Annotated in this window: 17 protein-coding genes; 4 read left to right on the top strand and 13 right to left on the bottom strand. The window is 59.5% G+C overall.

The annotated features are described in order from the left end of the window. Window positions 1-3 precede the first annotated feature (3 nt). The 13 genes from flgL to EDC35_RS10535 all read right to left on the bottom strand — a co-directional run bounded on the left by flgL (window position 4) and on the right by EDC35_RS10535 (window position 13,377). Window positions 4-1,290 (bottom strand): flagellar hook-associated protein FlgL, encoded by a 1,287-nt coding sequence (gene flgL, locus EDC35_RS10595; RefSeq protein WP_132977238.1) that lies wholly within the window; start codon window positions 1,288-1,290, stop codon window positions 4-6. Between the two features lie 206 nt (window positions 1,291-1,496). Continuing rightward, window positions 1,497-3,668 (bottom strand): flagellar hook-associated protein FlgK, encoded by a 2,172-nt coding sequence (flgK, locus tag EDC35_RS10590; RefSeq protein WP_132977237.1) that lies wholly within the window; start codon window positions 3,666-3,668, stop codon window positions 1,497-1,499. Between the two features lie 122 nt (window positions 3,669-3,790). Next, a complete protein-coding gene (gene flgJ, locus EDC35_RS10585; protein ID WP_132977236.1) occupies window positions 3,791-4,834 on the bottom strand; it encodes a flagellar assembly peptidoglycan hydrolase FlgJ in 1,044 nt (347 codons plus the stop codon). A 6-nt stretch (window positions 4,835-4,840) separates the two neighbouring features. Then, window positions 4,841-6,016: a flagellar basal body P-ring protein FlgI gene (locus tag EDC35_RS10580; RefSeq protein WP_279387991.1), complete on the bottom strand. Its 1,176-nt coding sequence runs from the start codon at window positions 6,014-6,016 to the stop codon at window positions 4,841-4,843. A 147-nt stretch (window positions 6,017-6,163) separates the two neighbouring features. Next, window positions 6,164-6,865: a flagellar basal body L-ring protein FlgH gene (flgH, locus tag EDC35_RS10575; RefSeq protein WP_132977235.1), complete on the bottom strand. Its 702-nt coding sequence runs from the start codon at window positions 6,863-6,865 to the stop codon at window positions 6,164-6,166. Window position 6,866: 1 nt separating this feature from the next. Next, window positions 6,867-7,658, bottom strand: coding sequence for a flagellar basal-body rod protein FlgG (gene flgG, locus EDC35_RS10570; protein WP_132977234.1), 792 nt, complete (start codon window positions 7,656-7,658; stop codon window positions 6,867-6,869). Window positions 7,659-7,691: 33 nt separating this feature from the next. Further along, a complete protein-coding gene (locus EDC35_RS10565) occupies window positions 7,692-8,435 on the bottom strand; it encodes a flagellar basal body rod protein FlgF (RefSeq protein WP_132977233.1) in 744 nt (247 codons plus the stop codon). A gap of 86 nt (window positions 8,436-8,521) precedes the next feature. Next, a complete protein-coding gene (gene flgE / locus EDC35_RS10560) occupies window positions 8,522-9,853 on the bottom strand; it encodes a flagellar hook protein FlgE (protein ID WP_132977232.1) in 1,332 nt (443 codons plus the stop codon). 70 nt (window positions 9,854-9,923) lie between these two features. Continuing rightward, complete coding sequence (locus EDC35_RS10555) at window positions 9,924-10,604, bottom strand: flagellar hook assembly protein FlgD (RefSeq protein WP_132977231.1); 681 nt, start codon at window positions 10,602-10,604, stop codon at window positions 9,924-9,926. A 32-nt stretch (window positions 10,605-10,636) separates the two neighbouring features. Beyond that, a complete protein-coding gene (gene flgC, locus EDC35_RS10550) occupies window positions 10,637-11,062 on the bottom strand; it encodes a flagellar basal body rod protein FlgC (protein ID WP_132977230.1) in 426 nt (141 codons plus the stop codon). A 5-nt stretch (window positions 11,063-11,067) separates the two neighbouring features. Beyond that, window positions 11,068-11,472 (bottom strand): flagellar basal body rod protein FlgB, encoded by a 405-nt coding sequence (flgB, locus tag EDC35_RS10545; protein WP_132977229.1) that lies wholly within the window; start codon window positions 11,470-11,472, stop codon window positions 11,068-11,070. A 153-nt stretch (window positions 11,473-11,625) separates the two neighbouring features. After that, window positions 11,626-12,441, bottom strand: a complete 816-nt coding sequence (locus EDC35_RS10540) for a CheR family methyltransferase (RefSeq protein ID WP_132977228.1) — start codon at window positions 12,439-12,441, stop codon at window positions 11,626-11,628. A gap of 12 nt (window positions 12,442-12,453) precedes the next feature. Then, window positions 12,454-13,377, bottom strand: a complete 924-nt coding sequence (locus EDC35_RS10535; protein ID WP_132977227.1) for a chemotaxis protein — start codon at window positions 13,375-13,377, stop codon at window positions 12,454-12,456. Window positions 13,378-13,646: 269 nt separating this feature from the next. Between EDC35_RS10535 and flgA the strand changes: the two genes are divergently transcribed. The 4 genes from flgA to EDC35_RS10515 all read left to right on the top strand — a co-directional run bounded on the left by flgA (window position 13,647) and on the right by EDC35_RS10515 (window position 16,124). Further along, window positions 13,647-14,384 (top strand): flagellar basal body P-ring formation chaperone FlgA, encoded by a 738-nt coding sequence (flgA, locus tag EDC35_RS10530; protein WP_132977226.1) that lies wholly within the window; start codon window positions 13,647-13,649, stop codon window positions 14,382-14,384. Window positions 14,385-14,486: 102 nt separating this feature from the next. Further along, a complete protein-coding gene (gene flgM, locus EDC35_RS10525) occupies window positions 14,487-14,822 on the top strand; it encodes a flagellar biosynthesis anti-sigma factor FlgM (RefSeq protein ID WP_132977225.1) in 336 nt (111 codons plus the stop codon). Window positions 14,823-14,878: 56 nt separating this feature from the next. Continuing rightward, window positions 14,879-15,346, top strand: a complete 468-nt coding sequence (locus tag EDC35_RS10520) for a flagella synthesis protein FlgN (protein WP_132977224.1) — start codon at window positions 14,879-14,881, stop codon at window positions 15,344-15,346. A 25-nt stretch (window positions 15,347-15,371) separates the two neighbouring features. Further along, window positions 15,372-16,124, top strand: a complete 753-nt coding sequence (locus EDC35_RS10515; RefSeq protein ID WP_165903408.1) for a flagellar brake protein — start codon at window positions 15,372-15,374, stop codon at window positions 16,122-16,124. Window positions 16,125-16,136 lie beyond the last annotated feature (12 nt).

Here is a 16,136-nt window from a genome sequence, read left to right as displayed (position 1 = left end):
TGGTCACAGGAAATCGAACAGCGACAGCCGACTGACCTGTACGTAGCTCTGCTGGGCCGCCTGCAGCACCACTTCCTGGAGCTTGAAGCGACTGATGGCGTCGGCATAATCGAGATCGCGCACCTCCGACAGCGTGGTTTTGAGATCCACCAGCCGCTGGTCATTGAGATCGCTCTGGGTGTCCAGCGAGTTCAGACGCACACCGACTGAAGTGCGGACTTCATTGACCCGCTCAAGCCCCGCATCGAGATTGCGCAGCGCAATGCTGCTGGCCTGCGATAAGGCCTCGCGGCTTTCGTTGCCCTGCAACGATTTCTCGAAGGCCGTGGCGATGTCGTCGAGCGTCTGGAAGATGCTGATCTGCTTGACGGGGCGGGAGATGAGTTCGTCTCCATCGCCGGGAACGGTCGGAGGGGTTGTATTTGGCACCGACAGCGTGACCCGGCGACCGGCGAATTCGATCGGCTCGTTGGCGATATAAGGGCCACCAATCAGATTGCCGTTGCTGTCCTTGACCGAATTGCCATCAGGATCGAGCACCTTATATGTCATGGCGCCACCATCTTCTTCAAAAACGATGCGGAAGGTTTGACCTGCGCTGTCCAGTGATTCCTGCAGATTCGCAACCTCGCTTTTCATGTCTACGCCCGGCACCTTCAAATTAGGGCTGTTAGGTGGATTTGATTTCGGCACCACCTCCGTCAGCAGACCGCTCCGTTCGGGGATCTCCATGAAGACATAATCGCCGGTATCGCCGGCAGCGATCCGGCGATTGCTGGTGATGGCGATCTCGCGGACGGCGCCAGCGCCCTCGGCGCCGACATAGGACACCTGCTTCTCGTCGCCGGCCACGAATGGCGCCTTTTCCAGACGGGTGCCGCCGAACAGATACTCGCCGTTGGCGTCCTGAGTATTGGCAAGACCGAAAATATCGTCGCGAAGCTGGCGGATCTCACTGGCGATATAGTTGCGGTTTTCCTGGTTATAGCTGTCGCTGTTGCCAGCGACGACCAATTCACGCGCCCGTTGCATGTAATTGTCAAGCGCGATCATCTGCGACTCTTCCAGTTCGAGCTTGGGTTTGGCGTAATCGCTGTTACGCTGATACTGCTCGGTCGCCTTGACAGCGGCATTCAACTGGACGGACTGCGCCGCACCGCTGGGATCGTCGGAGGGGGTCAGGATGCGCCGACCGGTGGCCATCTGCAGGCTGGTATGGTTGAGATCCACCTGCGCACGCTGCATGGTGGCGAGGCCGGACTGAAAAATCTGAGCCGTGGAGATCCGCATCGCTTCGCCCTCTTAAAACCGCGTCCGTTACGGCATGCGGTGTTTGTGCACTGGTCCGGTCTCACTGGCAACGGATGGACGTCAGTGATGACGCGGTTTAAACGATTAATGTTAAAAATTTCACCTAAACCGCGTCGCACCGAAAATCATTGGTCGCCGCAAGGCCGATCCTCACTTGAAACAACGCCTGTCACGCTGAACGCGGTTTAGCGCCGGACGGCGTTGAGCAGTGTGTCGAACATGCTGTTGGAAACCGCAATCACCTGCGCGGCGGCCTGATAAGCCTGCTGGAAACGGATCAGGTTGGCGGCTTCCTCGTCCAGATTCACACCCGAGATCGCCTCCCGCTGCTCCTGCGCTGACGCCAGCAGGGTGGCGCTGGAATCGCGGGTGATCTGCGCCCGGCGCGTCTCGGTGCCCACATCCGACAGAATGGTGTTATAGCTGGCCTGAAAGGTCGTCTGTCCCTGCACCAGACGTTCATCCTGCAAGACAGACATCGCCAGCATGTTGCGGTTGTCGCCCTGGCGATTTTTGCTGAGCTCGACCGTGAAGAGATCATTTGCGTCGGGCGTGCCGCGAATGTCCAGTTCCCAACCAGGGCCATTGATGGTTGTGGTCGCAGGTTGGGGTGTGGTCACGGCGGTCGGCGTAACTGTAATGTTGAACGCGGGCTCCGTGACCAGTGGATCGGCATCCGTCGGCGTGCCCTTGACCTTCAGTTCCCAACCATTGGCCTGGATGGTGGTGGTGCCGGACGGGTCGAGCGCAAAACGCTCCTCGCCCACCACGAACTGCTGTTTCGCCGCATCGAAGGTCACGTCTACCGGCGTCAGGAGATCGGCATGTTCGGGATCCAGGACGCGGAAGGCTTCAACAGTTGCCCCGCCAGCATCTGGGCCATAACTTGGGCGCACGAGATTGAGAAAGGTGTCGCCAGCAGGATCGGTACTGGCAACCACCGCCGCTGGCAGATAGGTATCGGGCGTGATGAGAGTCGGGTCATCGCTGAGACGCAGATCCGTCAGACGCGCGTCGCCCTTGTTGGCGGCGTCAGCCAGTGCACCGGAGGCCGCTGCAATCCCCGCTGGATCCGTCATCGCGACCTCCAGTCGGCTGGCGGCAAAACGCGTCGGCTGGATCAGCCAGCTATCACCTGATTCCGGACCAGCGATGCTGGCGGTATTGATGCGCAGACCATCGCCGATCAGGATGTCCGGATCGTCTGGATCCGGCGTCAATGTCACTGACGTGTTATCGGGCAGCCGCATCAATTGAAAATCGGTGCCGTTGTGGCTCAACCGATAATCGCTCGGGGTGAGCTGGGTGACATCGCCGATGGTTACGCCGGGCGAGCCGGTCGCAACATTACCGACCCCGGTATTGACCACGACCTCCGGCAGCTTGAAGATGTCCTGGCCCAACTCGCCATTGAGATCCAGACCCAGACCGTTCTGTTCGTTGAATTTGGTCGCCAGCGTCAGGCTGATCAGTCCGAGTTCATTCTGCGAGGTATTGAGCAGATTGGTACGGGTATCCAGCAAACCGCCAATCTCGCCGCCACTCATGAAGCGGGTGATGTTCATTGGCTGACCACTCCCGATCCTGATTCCGATATCCGGATTCATCGGGTCGCCCGAGAAATTCGAGGTGACCAGTTGATTGGCGCTGCCCCCCATCACCAGCGCCTGACCAGTACCGATGAAGACATTGACCGCGCCGTCTTCCTGTCGCGTGAGCGAAAGATCGACCTTTTCGGACAGTTTATTCAGGAGCACATCGCGCTGATCGAGCAGATCATTGGCTGGCGAACCGCTCGTGGAACGCGCCACGATCCGGCCATTGATATCGGCAATGGATTGCGCGTACTGATTGATTTCAGACACGGAACTTTGGATCTGACCGTTGACCAGGTTACGCTGTTCCTCGATCTGGTTATTGACCGCAGCAAAACGCCCCACCAGGGTTTCGGCCTCATTGAGCATGACCATCCGCTCGGGGAGCGAGGTCGGATCGCTGGCGACATCATGGGTGGAGGCAAAAAAACTCTCCAAGGTCGGCATCACGCCCGTGGTTTCGTCAGCAAGCAGACGATCAAGCCGCTCGGCGAAGGCGGCGCGCACCTGTCCGTTGGCGTTGCTGGTGAGATGGGTGCGCAACTGGGTATCGACGAGGTCACTCTGGAGCCGCCGGATGCCCGTAATCTGAACCCCGGTGCCCACATAGGCGCTGCCGAGCCGCTGCGGGGTGTTGGCGGCAAAATCGACCTTCTGACGGCTATAGCCTTCGGTGGCGGCATTGGCGATGTTATGGCTGGTGGTCGCCATGGCGCGCTGGAAGGCCAGCAGACCCGTGATCCCCGTTCCTAATACGCTCATGGCCTTTCCCCGTTCGCCGCCGATTTGAATTGCCGATTTGAATTTTAGACAGGATTTACAGGATTAACATGATTTAACAAGGGCTTAAAAAATCCTGTTAATCCTGTCAAAAAACATATTCATCAGCCTTCTGCTCTGGTATCGGCCTGCGCAGTGAAGACTTGAGCATCGATGCTGGCGCTCAGGCGCTCAAGCCGGTCACGGATACCCAGTATTTTAGACGCATAACCCGGATCGGTCGCGTAACCGGCCTGTTGCAGACCACGGATGAAATCCTCGCCAGTGGTGCTCGCCAGCGCACCCCGATAACGCGGGTTGCGACGCAGAAAGGCGACATAATCAATGAACGACTCTGCCGGACTCTCATAGGCGCGAAACCTCGCCTGCTCGCGCTGTGCCACGCCATTGCGATATTCCAGCGTACCCACGGAAACCTTGTCGCCCTCCCAGCTCCGATCAGCCTTGATGCCGAACAGATTGAAGCTGCTGCGTCCGTCCGCGTGACGTGGTACATGCTTGCCCCAGCCGGTCTCTAGCGCGCTTTGTGCCAAGAGTACGCTGGTATCCATCCCCAGCGCCTCAGCGGCCTGATCGGCATAGGGTTTGAGATAGGCAAGAAATTCAGCCGGACTGCGCGGCGGCCATTGCCCCTGAACGGCGCTAACGCCGCTCTGGTCTGCGGACGCAGCGCGGGTTGCCGGGACCGCCGGTGTCCCGGCGTCTTCGGTGCTGGCGGCGTCAACTTCCCGACGCCTGAGGCTCAAGAGCGTAGGATTGCGCTCGGGGACTTTCAGCTCCCTGGCGGCGGACGCGCCAGAGCCATCCATCGACTCGGGAGCTAGCTGGCGTAACAGCGCCTTGCGGATGCCCATCCCCTCGCCTTCGCTGAGTGTGCTCGCCACCTGCTGATCATAGAGATCCTGATAGAGTTTGGTCTGTTCGGAATCGAACAACCCGCCGCCCAGCGAGGCCGTGCGCATCTGCTTGAGCATCTGTCCCAGCAAGAGCGACTCGAAGGCCCGCGCCGCGCCCTCGATCCCCGCCCGATCACCCGACCGCGCGGACTTCGCCAGCGCCCCGAAGCTCGCCGGATCGCTCACCAGTCCGGTCGGGACGGGCTCGCCCGCCGACCGGCCTGAACGGATTGGCGCGCTGGTGGACAGCATGGCGGCTCAGATCACGACCAGATCTGCGCGCAGTGAGCCGGCTTCGCGCAGGGCTTCGAGGATGGCCACCAGATCGCCGGGCGCGGCGCCGACATCGTTCACAGCCTGGACGATCTCACCCAGGGTGGTTCCCGGCGCAAAGAGGAACATCCGGTTTTTGCCCTGTTCCACGTTGATATCGGTCTGCGGCACAACGGCTGTCCGGCCACCCGCGAAGGCGCCGGGCTGCGACACCGCCGGATTCTCGCTGATGGTGACCGTCAGACTGCCATGCGTGACCGCTGCCGGCGTCACCTTGACGCCCGCGCCGATGACGATGGTGCCGGTCCGCGCATTGATGACCACGCGCGCCGGGGGCTCGCCGGTCGCCACCGTCAGGTTTTCGAGCATCGACACGAAGGCGACACGCTGACCCGGATCGATCGGCGCGCGCACCTGCACCGAGGAGCCGTCGAGCGGCTGGGCGACATCGCCGCCGAAGTTCTGATTGATGACCTCCGACATGCGGTTGGCCGTGGTGAAATCCGAACGCTTGAGATTGAGCACCAGCGAATCGCCCTGCGTAAAGGCGGTCGGCACTTCACGCTCGACCGTCGCCCCGTTGGGGATGCGCCCGACGCTGGGGACGTTGACGGTGACACTGCTGCCATCGGCCCCGCCGGCACCAAAACCGCCAACGGTCAGGTTGCCCTGGGCCATGGCATAGATCTGACCGTCCGCGCCTTTCATCGGCGTCATCAGCAGGGTTCCGCCGCGCAGGCTCTTGGCATTGCCGAGCGAGGACACCGTGATGTCCATGCGCTGTCCGGGCTTGGCGAAGGGCGGCAGATCGGCGGTGACCATCACCGCTGCCACATTCTTGAGCTGCGGATTGACATTGGGCGGAACGGTCACGCCAAGCTGTCCCAGCATGTTCTTGAGACTCTGCACGGTAAAGGGCGCCTGAGTCGTCTGGTCGCCGCTACCGTCGAGACCCACCACCAGACCGTAGCCGACCAGTTGGTTGTCGCGCACCCCGGCGATGGTGGCGAGATCCTTGATCCGCTCATCGCCCGCTGCGCTGCTTGCATTGGCGACGAATGAGTTGCCGTCCGCCCGTTCGTTACCGGCAGAGAGATCGGTCATTGCCAGACAGAGACCGGCAAGCAGGACACCGCGCAGGATGGATGGGCTCGTGTTCATGATATGCCTCGTTATTTTGGTAGCGCCCTGAGGGTCTATCAAAGGACTGTTTGTTGCCCGGGATCGCCAAGTTGCACTCGGCGTTTCGACCCTGTGACCGAAACCCACAGGCCGATTACAACTCGGCCATTCCGGACAGATAAGCTCTTAAAACGGCCACACCGGACTATTGAAGAAACGTGAAAGCCAGCCCTGCGCATTGCTGTCCGGAATCGCGCCGGTCCCGCCGTAATAAAGCTGCGCATTGGCAACCTGGGTTGACTGCACGCTATTGGCGGCGCTGATGTCCACCGGACGAATGATGCCGCGCAGACGCACGAATTCGTTGCCCTGATTGATACCCAGCCACTTTTCGCCCTGCACCACCAGATTGCCATTCGGCAGAACCTCCGCAACGGTGACGGTGATCTCACCGCTAAGCTGATTACTTTGAGCTGAATTGCCGGAACCATCGAAGGAGCGATCCCCTTTGGACGTCGCGGCGAACAGATCCAATCCGTTGCTGATGATCGGCTGACCGGCGACGCTTAGGCTGCCTAATCCCAGATCCATTTCGCCTTTTTTCGCGGTCGAAGTCACCGCCGACTTTTTGGCGTTGGTATTCTCGGCCAAAACGACGGTAACCAGATCGCCAACCCGACGCGCCTTGTAGTCCTCGAACAAACCCTGTCCCTGTACGGACTGAAAGATGGCGCCATGATTGGATGCTGGCGGAATGGGAACAATGGGCGCGGCAGGGCGATATTCCACTGAATCGCCGGGCTTGGGAGGATTGAGGGTGGAACAGGCTGTGAGATGGACAGCGACCAGCCCCAGGATGAAACGGAACGGGGGAGTCATGATCGTCATCCTAGCGAGCGAGGTTGTTATTGACGAACTGCAACATCTGATCCGCTGCCGACACCGCCTTGGAATTGACCTCGTAGGAGCGCTGAGTCTCGATCATCTGGACCAGCTCTTCGGCCATGTTGACGTTGCTCGTCTCTAGGGCACCCTGAATCACGGTACCGACCCCATTCTGTCCGGGGCTGGCGGTCTGCACCGCACCGGAGGCGCCGGTCTCCAGAAAAAGATTTTCCCCCATCGCCTGCAATCCGGCGGGGTTGACGAAGTCAGCAAGCTGAACCTGACCCAATTGCTGCGATTCAGCCTGACCGGGTATCTGCGCCGAAACCGTGCCATCCTTGCCGATCGCGATCGCCAGGGCGTTTTCCGGCACCACAATCCCGGGTTGCAAGGGATAGCCGTTGGACATCACCACCTCGCCGTTGGCATTGATCTGGAAACCACCATCGCGGGTATAACCGATGTCGCCATTGGGCATGAGGATCTGGAAGAAACCGCGCCCTTCAATGGCGAGGTCGAGCGAGTTTTCGGTCTGCACGAACCCGCCCTGCGAAAAAAGCTTTTCAGTCGCCACCGTGCGTACACCCATGCCCAGCGTCAGGCCGGAGGGTAGTTGCGCCTCCTGCGTGGCTTGGGCACCGGGCTGGCGGATGGTCTGATAGATCAGATCCTCGAAGACCGCCCGGCCTTTTTTAAAGCCGGTGGTGCTGACATTGGCAAGGTTGTTCGCGACCACGGACAGGCGGGTCTGCTGGGCGTCGAGCCCGGTCTTGGCGATCCAGAGCGCTTGGTTCATGGTCTTCTCCTTCCTGCGATGCAGCCGGCCCGACTATCTGATCGACAAGAGTTGGTTGTGGGTCTGTTCCAGTTTGTTGGCGCTTTCCATCATCTTCACCTGGGTTTCGAAGTGGCGCGACAACTCGATCATGCGCGTCAGGGCGTGCACCGTGTTCACATTGCTGGTTTCCAGCATCCCGGTCACGATCCGCACATTGGCATCGGCAGGCGGCGCGGCCTGACCATCTCCAGCACGAAGCAGGCCATCTTCTCCACGCTTCAGGGTTTTGGTATCCGGATTGACCAGACGGATGCGCTCGACCGCCGCCAACGCATTCGGGCCGGATCCTGATGGACGCACGCTAATGGTTCCATCGGTCCCGATCAGCAGCGACTCATTGGGCGGAATCGCGATGGGGCCGCCACCGCCGAGCACCGCCAGACCACGCTCGTCACGCAGGACACCCAGCGAATCGATATGCAGATTGCCGGCGCGGGTATAGGTTTCAGTGCCATCCGGCGCCTGGACCGCGATGAAGCCCTCGCCTTCAATGGCGATATCCAGATCGCGCCCGGTGCTTTGCAGCGCACCTTTGGAGAAATCGATGGCCTCGTCGCGGATCTGCACATAGTCGCGAGAGTCATACACCGGGCCGCGCACGGGGACGGTATAGGCATCCGCCAGCGCCTGACGAAAGCCATGGGTATTGGCGTTCGCCAGGTTGTGGTTGTTGATGGCCTGCGCGTAGTGATTTTCCTTGGCGCCCGACATCGCAAGATAGAGAAAACGGTCCATGGTGTCGGCTCCTGGTGATCCGGGCGTTCAGGCCGGGCGGGCGCTTCCGGCGCACCGGACACGCCCGCCTCGCCTCGCGTCCAGTCTCAGCGGATATTCAGAATCGTCTGGGTGACTTGATTGGCAGCGCTGATGGTCTGCGAATTCGCCTGATAGTTGCGCTGGGCGGTAATCAGGTTCACCAGCTCGGTCGCCAGATCGACGTTCGCGGTCTCCAGCGCACCGCCCTGGATGGTACCCAGACTGCCGGTGCCGGGCGAAAAGATCACCGGACCGCCGGAGGCCGTGGTTTCAGCCCAGGAATTGTCACCGATCTGCTGGAGCCCCTGCGGATTGTCGAAATCGGCCAGCGCAACCTGACCCAGCGGCAGCGCCCGGCCATTCGAGTAGCGGATAAAGAGCACGCCTTCTTCATCGGCATCGACACCCGTGATACGTCCCGTGGTATAGCCATCCTGCTCCAGACTGGTCACGGCATAGCGCTGGCCATACTGTGTGGTGCCGGTGAGATCGAGTGTGATGATGTTGTCGCCAGCCGTGGTGGGTGGAGGAATCGGGGTCGTGGGATCGTCCTTGCCAACCGTTGCGCCATTCAGCGGATTGTAGTTTTCCATGTCGAACGTCAGTGCGGTAGCAGGCTCACTGACCAGGAGACCGTTCGTATCGAATTCAAGCGCAATCGGCGACCCATCCGGAAAGACGTCAGGATCGATCGCACCATCCATTTGAGCGTGCACTTCCCAGGCACCCGGATCCTCGCCCTTGACAAAATACATGGTGACCGCACGTGGCGTTCCCAACGAATCGTACACGGTTGTTGAGGTCGAAAAACTGTAGCTGTCGGGGTTATCCGTTGCAAAAGGTATTGGATCCCCGTTGGCATCGACCGGTTGCTTGGCATCCGAACGCAGATTGATCTGCGCAGCAATCCCAGCTGTCGCATTGGGCGGCGAATCGCCCAAATTGATCTGCATATCAGACCGCAGCCCGGTACGGAAAGGGCTGTTGGGATCGGTCGGATCGGTCGGTGGAAACCCCTGAAGACGCAGGGGCGGTGAACCGTTATTGACAATGTATCCCTCATTATCGACCTGAAAGGCGCCAGCGCGGGTATAGGTATTATCGTCATTACCCGCGCTGTTCAGGACAAAAAAACCACGCCCGGTGATGGACAGATCCAGACTGTTATCGGTGAATTCAAGCGTTCCCTGAGTGAACTGCTGCGTAGAGGCGATCAGCCGCACGCCCGCGCCGATATTGGTCTTGCTGATGGTCCCATAGGAACGGGTGAAAATATCACCGAATTCAGCGCGCGACTGCTTGAAACCGGTGGTCGCGACATTCGCGATATTATTGCCGGTTATCTTGAGATCGGCAGCCGCTGCGGTCAATCCGCTCAATCCGATGTTAAAGGCCATGATGGTGCTCCTTCGCGAGTATTCATTGATTGCTATTCAGTTGACACCAGCGCGTGGCGCAACGCCATCCTTAACCGATCCGGGCGACATCTCCGAACTTGACCGCCCCCAGCCCCAGCACATTGAGGATCAGACCGCCATTGGTATAGTCAGCGGTCACGCTCTGCACCTGGCCCCCCAGAAAGGTCTCGACCGGCTGTGAACCACCACCACCTGATGCGGTGGCACGAAACTCATAGACCCCTTCCGGCGCGGGCTTGCCATCAGCCGTCAGACCATCCCAACTGAAGTCGGTCATGCCTGACCCCTGAGCGCCAAGATCCAGGGTCTGCATCAGTTGACCATTGGCATCGTAAACGCCGACCGTGACGCGATCCGCTGGCGCCGTCAGTCCGATCGCCCCTTTCATACCCTGCCCCGCATCCAGTTGAGCCTTGGTGCCCGGCGCCAGAACCTGCTTGCCCACCAGCGCAGCCGCCTGCATCGCCTGTCCCTGATTGACCGACTGCGACAGTGCCGCAAACGAGGTGCTCAGCTGCTCAATGCCGCTAACGGTCGAGAATTGCGCCATCTGACCCAGAAAATCGCCATTTTCCATTGGCTTGAAGGGATCCTGATTCGCCAGTTGCACCGTCATCAATTTGAGGAATTGCGATTGACTCAGCGTATCGCGACTCTTGGCGGTCGCCGCCGTATTCGTCTGGGATTTCAGACCCAGACTGGTCAGGACATCATTACTGATCGTGGTCATGAGAATCGGCTCCTTGGAAAAGAATCAATCGATCAGCTCTGACCGACCTGAAGGGTGCGTTGCAGGATCTGACGCGAGGTATTGATGACCTCGACATTGGCCTCATAACTGCGCGAGGCCGACATCATGTTCGCCATTTCTTCGACGACGCTGATGGCCGGGCGAAAGACATAGCCGTCATCATTCGCCTGAGGGTGATTCGGCTCATAGGTCGGGATCGGCTTGGCCGGCGAATCGACGATGTCGGCAACCCGTACCGGCATGGAGGCACGGTTTGGATTCTCCTGATCAATCACCGTCTGAAACAGCACCTGTTTGGATTTATAGGTCGCTTCCGGGGTCGATGCAGCCGTGCTGGCATTCGCCAGATTGGAGGCGACCGTATTCAATCGCACTGATTGCGCCGTCAAGGCCGAGGCCGAGGTATTGAAGACACGGAAAAGATCGCTTTCACTCATGAGCTTTACTCCTTGCGCAGGGCGGCGCGCAGACCCGATACGCGACGATTCAGAAATTCGAGCGTGCTCTGATAACGCATGGCATTTTCAGCAAAGGCCGCGCGCTCCAGTTGCGGATCAACGGTATTACCGTCCAGCGCGGGTTGCGCGGGGATGCGATAGAGTGTTTCCGGGTTTGAATTCGGATCGAAGCCGGGAAGCTGCAGATGATTGGATTGCGTCTTGACCAGCTCCAATCCTTTCCCGACGCCGGCAATCGCCGACAGCGTGCCGCGAAAATCGAAATCGCGCGATTTGTAGTTCGGGGTATCGGCATTGGCAATATTCGAGGCCAGGAATTCGGCACGCCGATCCTGAAGCCTGATGGATGCCGGAAGAATACCGAATGCCTTATTGAGAGAAAGGCTCATGGGTGCAAAACCCCGTCGCTGTTGTTGACGGAGTCAATGCAATGGATATGCCAGACAGTCGCCAGCTACCAGCCTGGATGGTGTTTGCGTGAAAATTCAGGCATGGCGCCAATAACCGCTGGCGACTAGAGGCCGACCGCTGGAGGCTGTGGATCAACGCCTGCGCAGCATGGTGCCCTGTGGCGTGCGCAGGATCTCAAAGGCGTCGGTGTAAGAACCGACCGATTCGGAGGCGCCAACGAAGAGATAACCGCCGGGATCCATCTGACGGGCGATGCCGTCAAAAATCCGGCGCTTGGTGTCAGCGGAGAAATAGATGAGGACGTTGCGACAGAAGACGATTTCGAATTTACCGAGCGCGGTGTAGGACTCCATCAGATTCAGCTTCTGAAAACGCACCCGGCGCTGAATGTCCGGCTTGATGCGATGGCCGTTTTCGAGCGTCTCGAAATAGCGTTGCCGACGTTCAGGACTCAGACCCCGCACAATGCTCAAACCGTCATACAACCCGGCGCGCGCCTCGGCCAGGATACTTTCAGACAGATCCGTCGCCACAATGCTGACCGGCGCGCTCTTCGGCGGCGGCAGGGTCGCCTCCCATTCCGCCACGACCATGGCGATACTGTAGGGCTCCTGCCCGCTCGAACAGGCCGCCGACCAGATCCGGATCGGCTTTTGTTTGGCCGCCAGTGTCGGCAGCACGTTCTGTCTCAGGATTTCAAATGGATAGTTGTCGCGAAACCAGGAGGTTTCGTTGGTCGTCATGGCATCGATCACGCGCGACTTGAGCGTCGGATCGGGCGAGCGCCGCAACGCCTTCAGCAGATCCTCGACCTTGTCGAACGCGAATTCGTTGAGCAGACGCGACAACCGGCTGGAGACGAGATATTGACGATTCTCGCCCAGCACCAGGCCGCAGCATTCGGACAGAAACCGGGAGAACTCGGCGTAATCCTGCGCATCAATCACGGCTTAACCCCTTCAGGAGTGCCGAGCATGCTTGAGCACGGTCGCTGCCAACTCATCGGGATCGAATTTGGCCAGAAAATCATCGGCGCCCGCGCGTTTGACCATGTCGAAATTGAACTGGCCGCTCAGTGACGAATGCAGGATCACCCGCAGATTCTTGAGCTTGCCATGCTCCCGGATCTTGCGCGTCAGCGTGTAACCATCCATGCGCGGCATCTCGATGTCGGCGATCACCATTTCGATGGTCGAGTCCACCATGTCTTCGGTGGCGAGTTCCTCCAGATAGTCCAGAGCCGCCCGACCGTCGGAGCGGGTCTCGGTGCGGAAACCGAGTTCGATGATGGCGCGCTCGATCTGTTTGCGCGCGACCAGCGAATCATCGACGATCAGGATCCGGCGGTCATGCGGCAGCACCTCGGCCTGTTTCTGCACCTCTTCGGAGACATCGGCCTTGAGCTGGTTGACCTGGGCAAAGACCCGCTCGACATCGATGATCTCGACCAGCCGCTTATCAACCTCGGTGACGGCGACCAGATAGCTTTCGCGCTCGGTGCCACGCGGCGGCGGCTTCACCGTCTCCCAGTTCACATTGACGATGCGGTCAACGGCGGAAACCCAGAATCCCTGCACCGAGCGGTTGAATTCGGTGACGATGACCTTGGCGTCCTGATCGTCCTCAGTCGACTGAGCGGCAAAACCGATGGCGCGAGCCAGATCGATTACCGACACCGTGCGGCCCCGGATGTTCGCCACGCCGCAGACAATGGGGTTGGAGCCTGGAAGATGTCGCAGGGTCGGTTTGGCAATGACCTCGCGCACCTTAAAAACATTGATCCCGAATGTCTGTTTGCCGCCCAGATGGAAGAGCAGCAATTCCATGCGGTTCTGCCCGACCAGGCGCGTCCGCTGATCAACATCGTCAATAAACTGACTCATCCCGCCGCCTCCGGCTCAAAGTTGGCCTTGTCGTTTTACAGCATGATAGCCTAAACCGCATCCAGTGCAGTATGCAGCGTTCTCACCGTGGTGGCGTTATTCATGCTTGCTACGGCCAGTACAGCAGTGCAGATGTTCCGAGACCGTCTCCGATCATTGTCGTTGTCGTAATCGAAGATTCACAAACCGACGACGATTACGACAACGACAACGAACGGCCTCGGGATTTTAAGGTGCTGCACCAGATACCTCCAGACAGGATCCGCATCATGTCCATCGCCCGCATAAAACTGATCGATCATGTGCGTCGTGCCTTGTGCGGCCTGACGGTCATGTTGTTGTTCACCACGGTCAGTGCCGCCAGCAGCAGCGAGACCGAGCCGCTGGACCGCATCCTCGAAACCGCCCGCACCTTTTTAACCGACGCCCTGGGAACGGACGAACATACCGAAACCCGGATCGAGATCGGTCGGCTGGACAATCGGCTCCGCCTGAACCGCTGCGCCCATCCACCAACGGCCCAACTGGCGCCCGGCGCCCGCGCGGAAACCAGCACCACAGTCAATGTGCGTTGCTCGGAACCCGCGCCCTGGTCTATCTTTGTGCCGGTGCGCGTGGAACGCTACGCTGACATCGTGGTCGCCGCCAGGGCGATCTCGCGCCAGCAGGTCATTCAGCCCGGCGATGTCCGGCTTGAGCGTCAGAAAACATCCCAGCTCGCCACCGGCTATATTGATGACCTGACTGCTGTGATCGGCCTCCAGGCGCGGCGCAAGCTGACACCCGGCCAGGTGGTGAGCAGCAGTCACCTTGCGCCGCGACAACTGATCAAGCGCGGTCAGCAGGTCACGCTGTTTTCAGGCAGGCCCGGACTGAGCGTGCGCATGACCGGCGAGGCGCTGGAAGATGGCGCAGCGGGTCAGCGGATCCGCGTCCGCAACCGCTCGTCCAGGCGCATTGTCGAAGGCTATGTCGAACCCAGCGGCGCGGTGCGTGTGACCTTCTGATACATGCCTCGCCTCATCATCCAGCGCCGCGACTCCCGCTACAGTTTTTTGGTGGCTGGTCGTTAATGAAAACAAGACCACCCGTCGATCTGGATCATTCTCATGGACATCAAAAATCTGACTGGCGCCAGCATCCGCACCGATGGCTCGGGCTCATCCCCGGCGATCAAGTCGCGCACCTCAACCATCGAGACCAGTTCGGAAGCCATCAAGACGGGACAGACAAACGACGAGTCGGTCACGCTCACCGCAACGGCCCGGACGCTGAGCACGGCGCGCGACACGGCTGGCGCCATTCCGTTCAATCGCGAAAAAGTTGCGGAGATCAAGGCCGCCGTGGCTGAAGGTCGTTACACCATCGACAACCAGCGGCTGGCGGGGCGTCTGCTCAATTTTGAAGGGCAGTTAGCCAGCCCGCAGCGGCCACAATCCACTTGAGATGGAGCGACATCAACATGGGATCACATCAACCGGATCCAATGACAGCGAACCACATGAGCCAGTTCATTCAATCGCTGGAGTGCTCGGTTCAGTTGAGCCTGCAACTGGAGCGGACGCTATTGGATGAAACCCGCGCCATCGAAATGCGGGATCCCGACGATCTCCTGCGGGTTGTGGCCGACAAACAGAACCTCGTCGTGCAGCTCGAAGCGGAGACGGGCAAACAGAAACAGTGGGTGGAACTCGCTGGACACACTTTCACTCCTGTCGGCATGGCGAAATTCTTCGCCAGCTTCGATCAGGACCGACGATCACTCGACCGCTGGTCGAGCCTGCGCGAATCCATTGCCCGCTGTGATCGCCTGAACCAGGCGAACGCGCGCCTGATCGAACGTGACCGTCAACGCATCAACCTGACGCTGCGCATTCTGAGCGGTGACGACGGTTTCTCGACAACCTATAATCTGCGCGGAAGTCGCGAACCAGGTGGATTGAGATCCCGCTCAATCAGTCAGGCATAAGATCCGGCAGCAGGCCTTAAGCATCTTGAATCAGACCAGAGCGGATCACGCAGACAGACCCGATGACGAAGAGTCCGTCACGACACCGAAGCGCATTGCCGCCATCCTGGATGAGATCAAGCGCCAACTCGTTCTGATCAGTGTGCGTCTGGAGACTTCTGAGGGTCCACCCTATCAGACAGTGCTTGTCCGCCTGGATCATGAGCAGGCCATGCTTTATCTGGACGAACTGAGTCCGATCGATGCAAGCAGTTCAATCCAGCCCGGACACAGCTTCAGCATCCTGTCCTGCCTGCAGGGCGGTGCGGTTCGTTTCAGCGTCACCGTCGAAAGCATCGTAGCGGAAAAGAAAGGACTCCTCTATGCGTGCCGCTATCCGACGGAAATCGGCCGTCTGCAACGCAGAGAGGTTTTTCGTGTGCGACTGCCGCTCTATGACCGGCGCCCGGTGAAACTCAGGCACAGTCAAACGAAGACCGAGATCGGGGCCGAGCTTATTGATCTGTCGGTAAAAGGTTTTTGCCTCGAACTGAACGCCGCCGACATCGCCCGGTATCCCATCGGGACGCGATTCGAATATCGGAACATAATCCTGCCAGACGTGCAGAGCCCATTATCGGGCGAGGCAACACTGGTCAATCTGCGTCCACGTCCATCACTCAAGTCCGACCTGGTCGCTGCTGGCTTTGCCATCTTCAACCTCGACCCTCAGACCGAACGCGCGCTGATGCGTGCCGCGCTGTATTATCAGCGTGAGGCAAGAAAGATAGAGGGTTAGGAGATTCTCAGG

This window comes from Thiobaca trueperi, assembly GCF_004342175.1.
Taxonomy (GTDB): domain Bacteria; phylum Pseudomonadota; class Gammaproteobacteria; order Chromatiales; family Chromatiaceae; genus Thiobaca; species Thiobaca trueperi.
This window is presented reverse-complemented; position numbering and strand designations above follow the sequence as displayed.

Bases quoted from the DNA above. Each gene is read 5' to 3' on its own strand.
- flgL (WP_132977238.1), bottom strand. From the start codon at position 1,290: ATGCGGATCTCCACGGCTCAGATTTTTCAGTCCGGCCTCGCCACCATG.
- flgK (WP_132977237.1), bottom strand. From the start codon at position 3,668: ATGAGCGTATTAGGAACGGGGATCACGGGTCTGCTGGCCTTCCAGCGC.
- flgJ (WP_132977236.1), bottom strand. From the start codon at position 4,834: ATGCTGTCCACCAGCGCGCCAATCCGTTCAGGCCGGTCGGCGGGCGAG.
- EDC35_RS10580 (WP_279387991.1), bottom strand. From the start codon at position 6,016: ATGAACACGAGCCCATCCATCCTGCGCGGTGTCCTGCTTGCCGGTCTC.
- flgH (WP_132977235.1), bottom strand. From the start codon at position 6,865: ATGACGATCATGACTCCCCCGTTCCGTTTCATCCTGGGGCTGGTCGCT.
- flgG (WP_132977234.1), bottom strand. From the start codon at position 7,658: ATGAACCAAGCGCTCTGGATCGCCAAGACCGGGCTCGACGCCCAGCAG.
- EDC35_RS10565 (WP_132977233.1), bottom strand. From the start codon at position 8,435: ATGGACCGTTTTCTCTATCTTGCGATGTCGGGCGCCAAGGAAAATCAC.
- flgE (WP_132977232.1), bottom strand. From the start codon at position 9,853: ATGGCCTTTAACATCGGATTGAGCGGATTGACCGCAGCGGCTGCCGAT.
- EDC35_RS10555 (WP_132977231.1), bottom strand. From the start codon at position 10,604: ATGACCACGATCAGTAATGATGTCCTGACCAGTCTGGGTCTGAAATCC.
- flgC (WP_132977230.1), bottom strand. From the start codon at position 11,062: ATGAGTGAAAGCGATCTTTTCCGTGTCTTCAATACCTCGGCCTCGGCC.
- flgB (WP_132977229.1), bottom strand. From the start codon at position 11,472: ATGAGCCTTTCTCTCAATAAGGCATTCGGTATTCTTCCGGCATCCATC.
- EDC35_RS10535 (WP_132977227.1), bottom strand. From the start codon at position 13,377: ATGAGTCAGTTTATTGACGATGTTGATCAGCGGACGCGCCTGGTCGGG.
- flgA (WP_132977226.1), top strand. From the start codon at position 13,647: ATGTCCATCGCCCGCATAAAACTGATCGATCATGTGCGTCGTGCCTTG.
- flgM (WP_132977225.1), top strand. From the start codon at position 14,487: ATGGACATCAAAAATCTGACTGGCGCCAGCATCCGCACCGATGGCTCG.
- EDC35_RS10520 (WP_132977224.1), top strand. From the start codon at position 14,879: ATGAGCCAGTTCATTCAATCGCTGGAGTGCTCGGTTCAGTTGAGCCTG.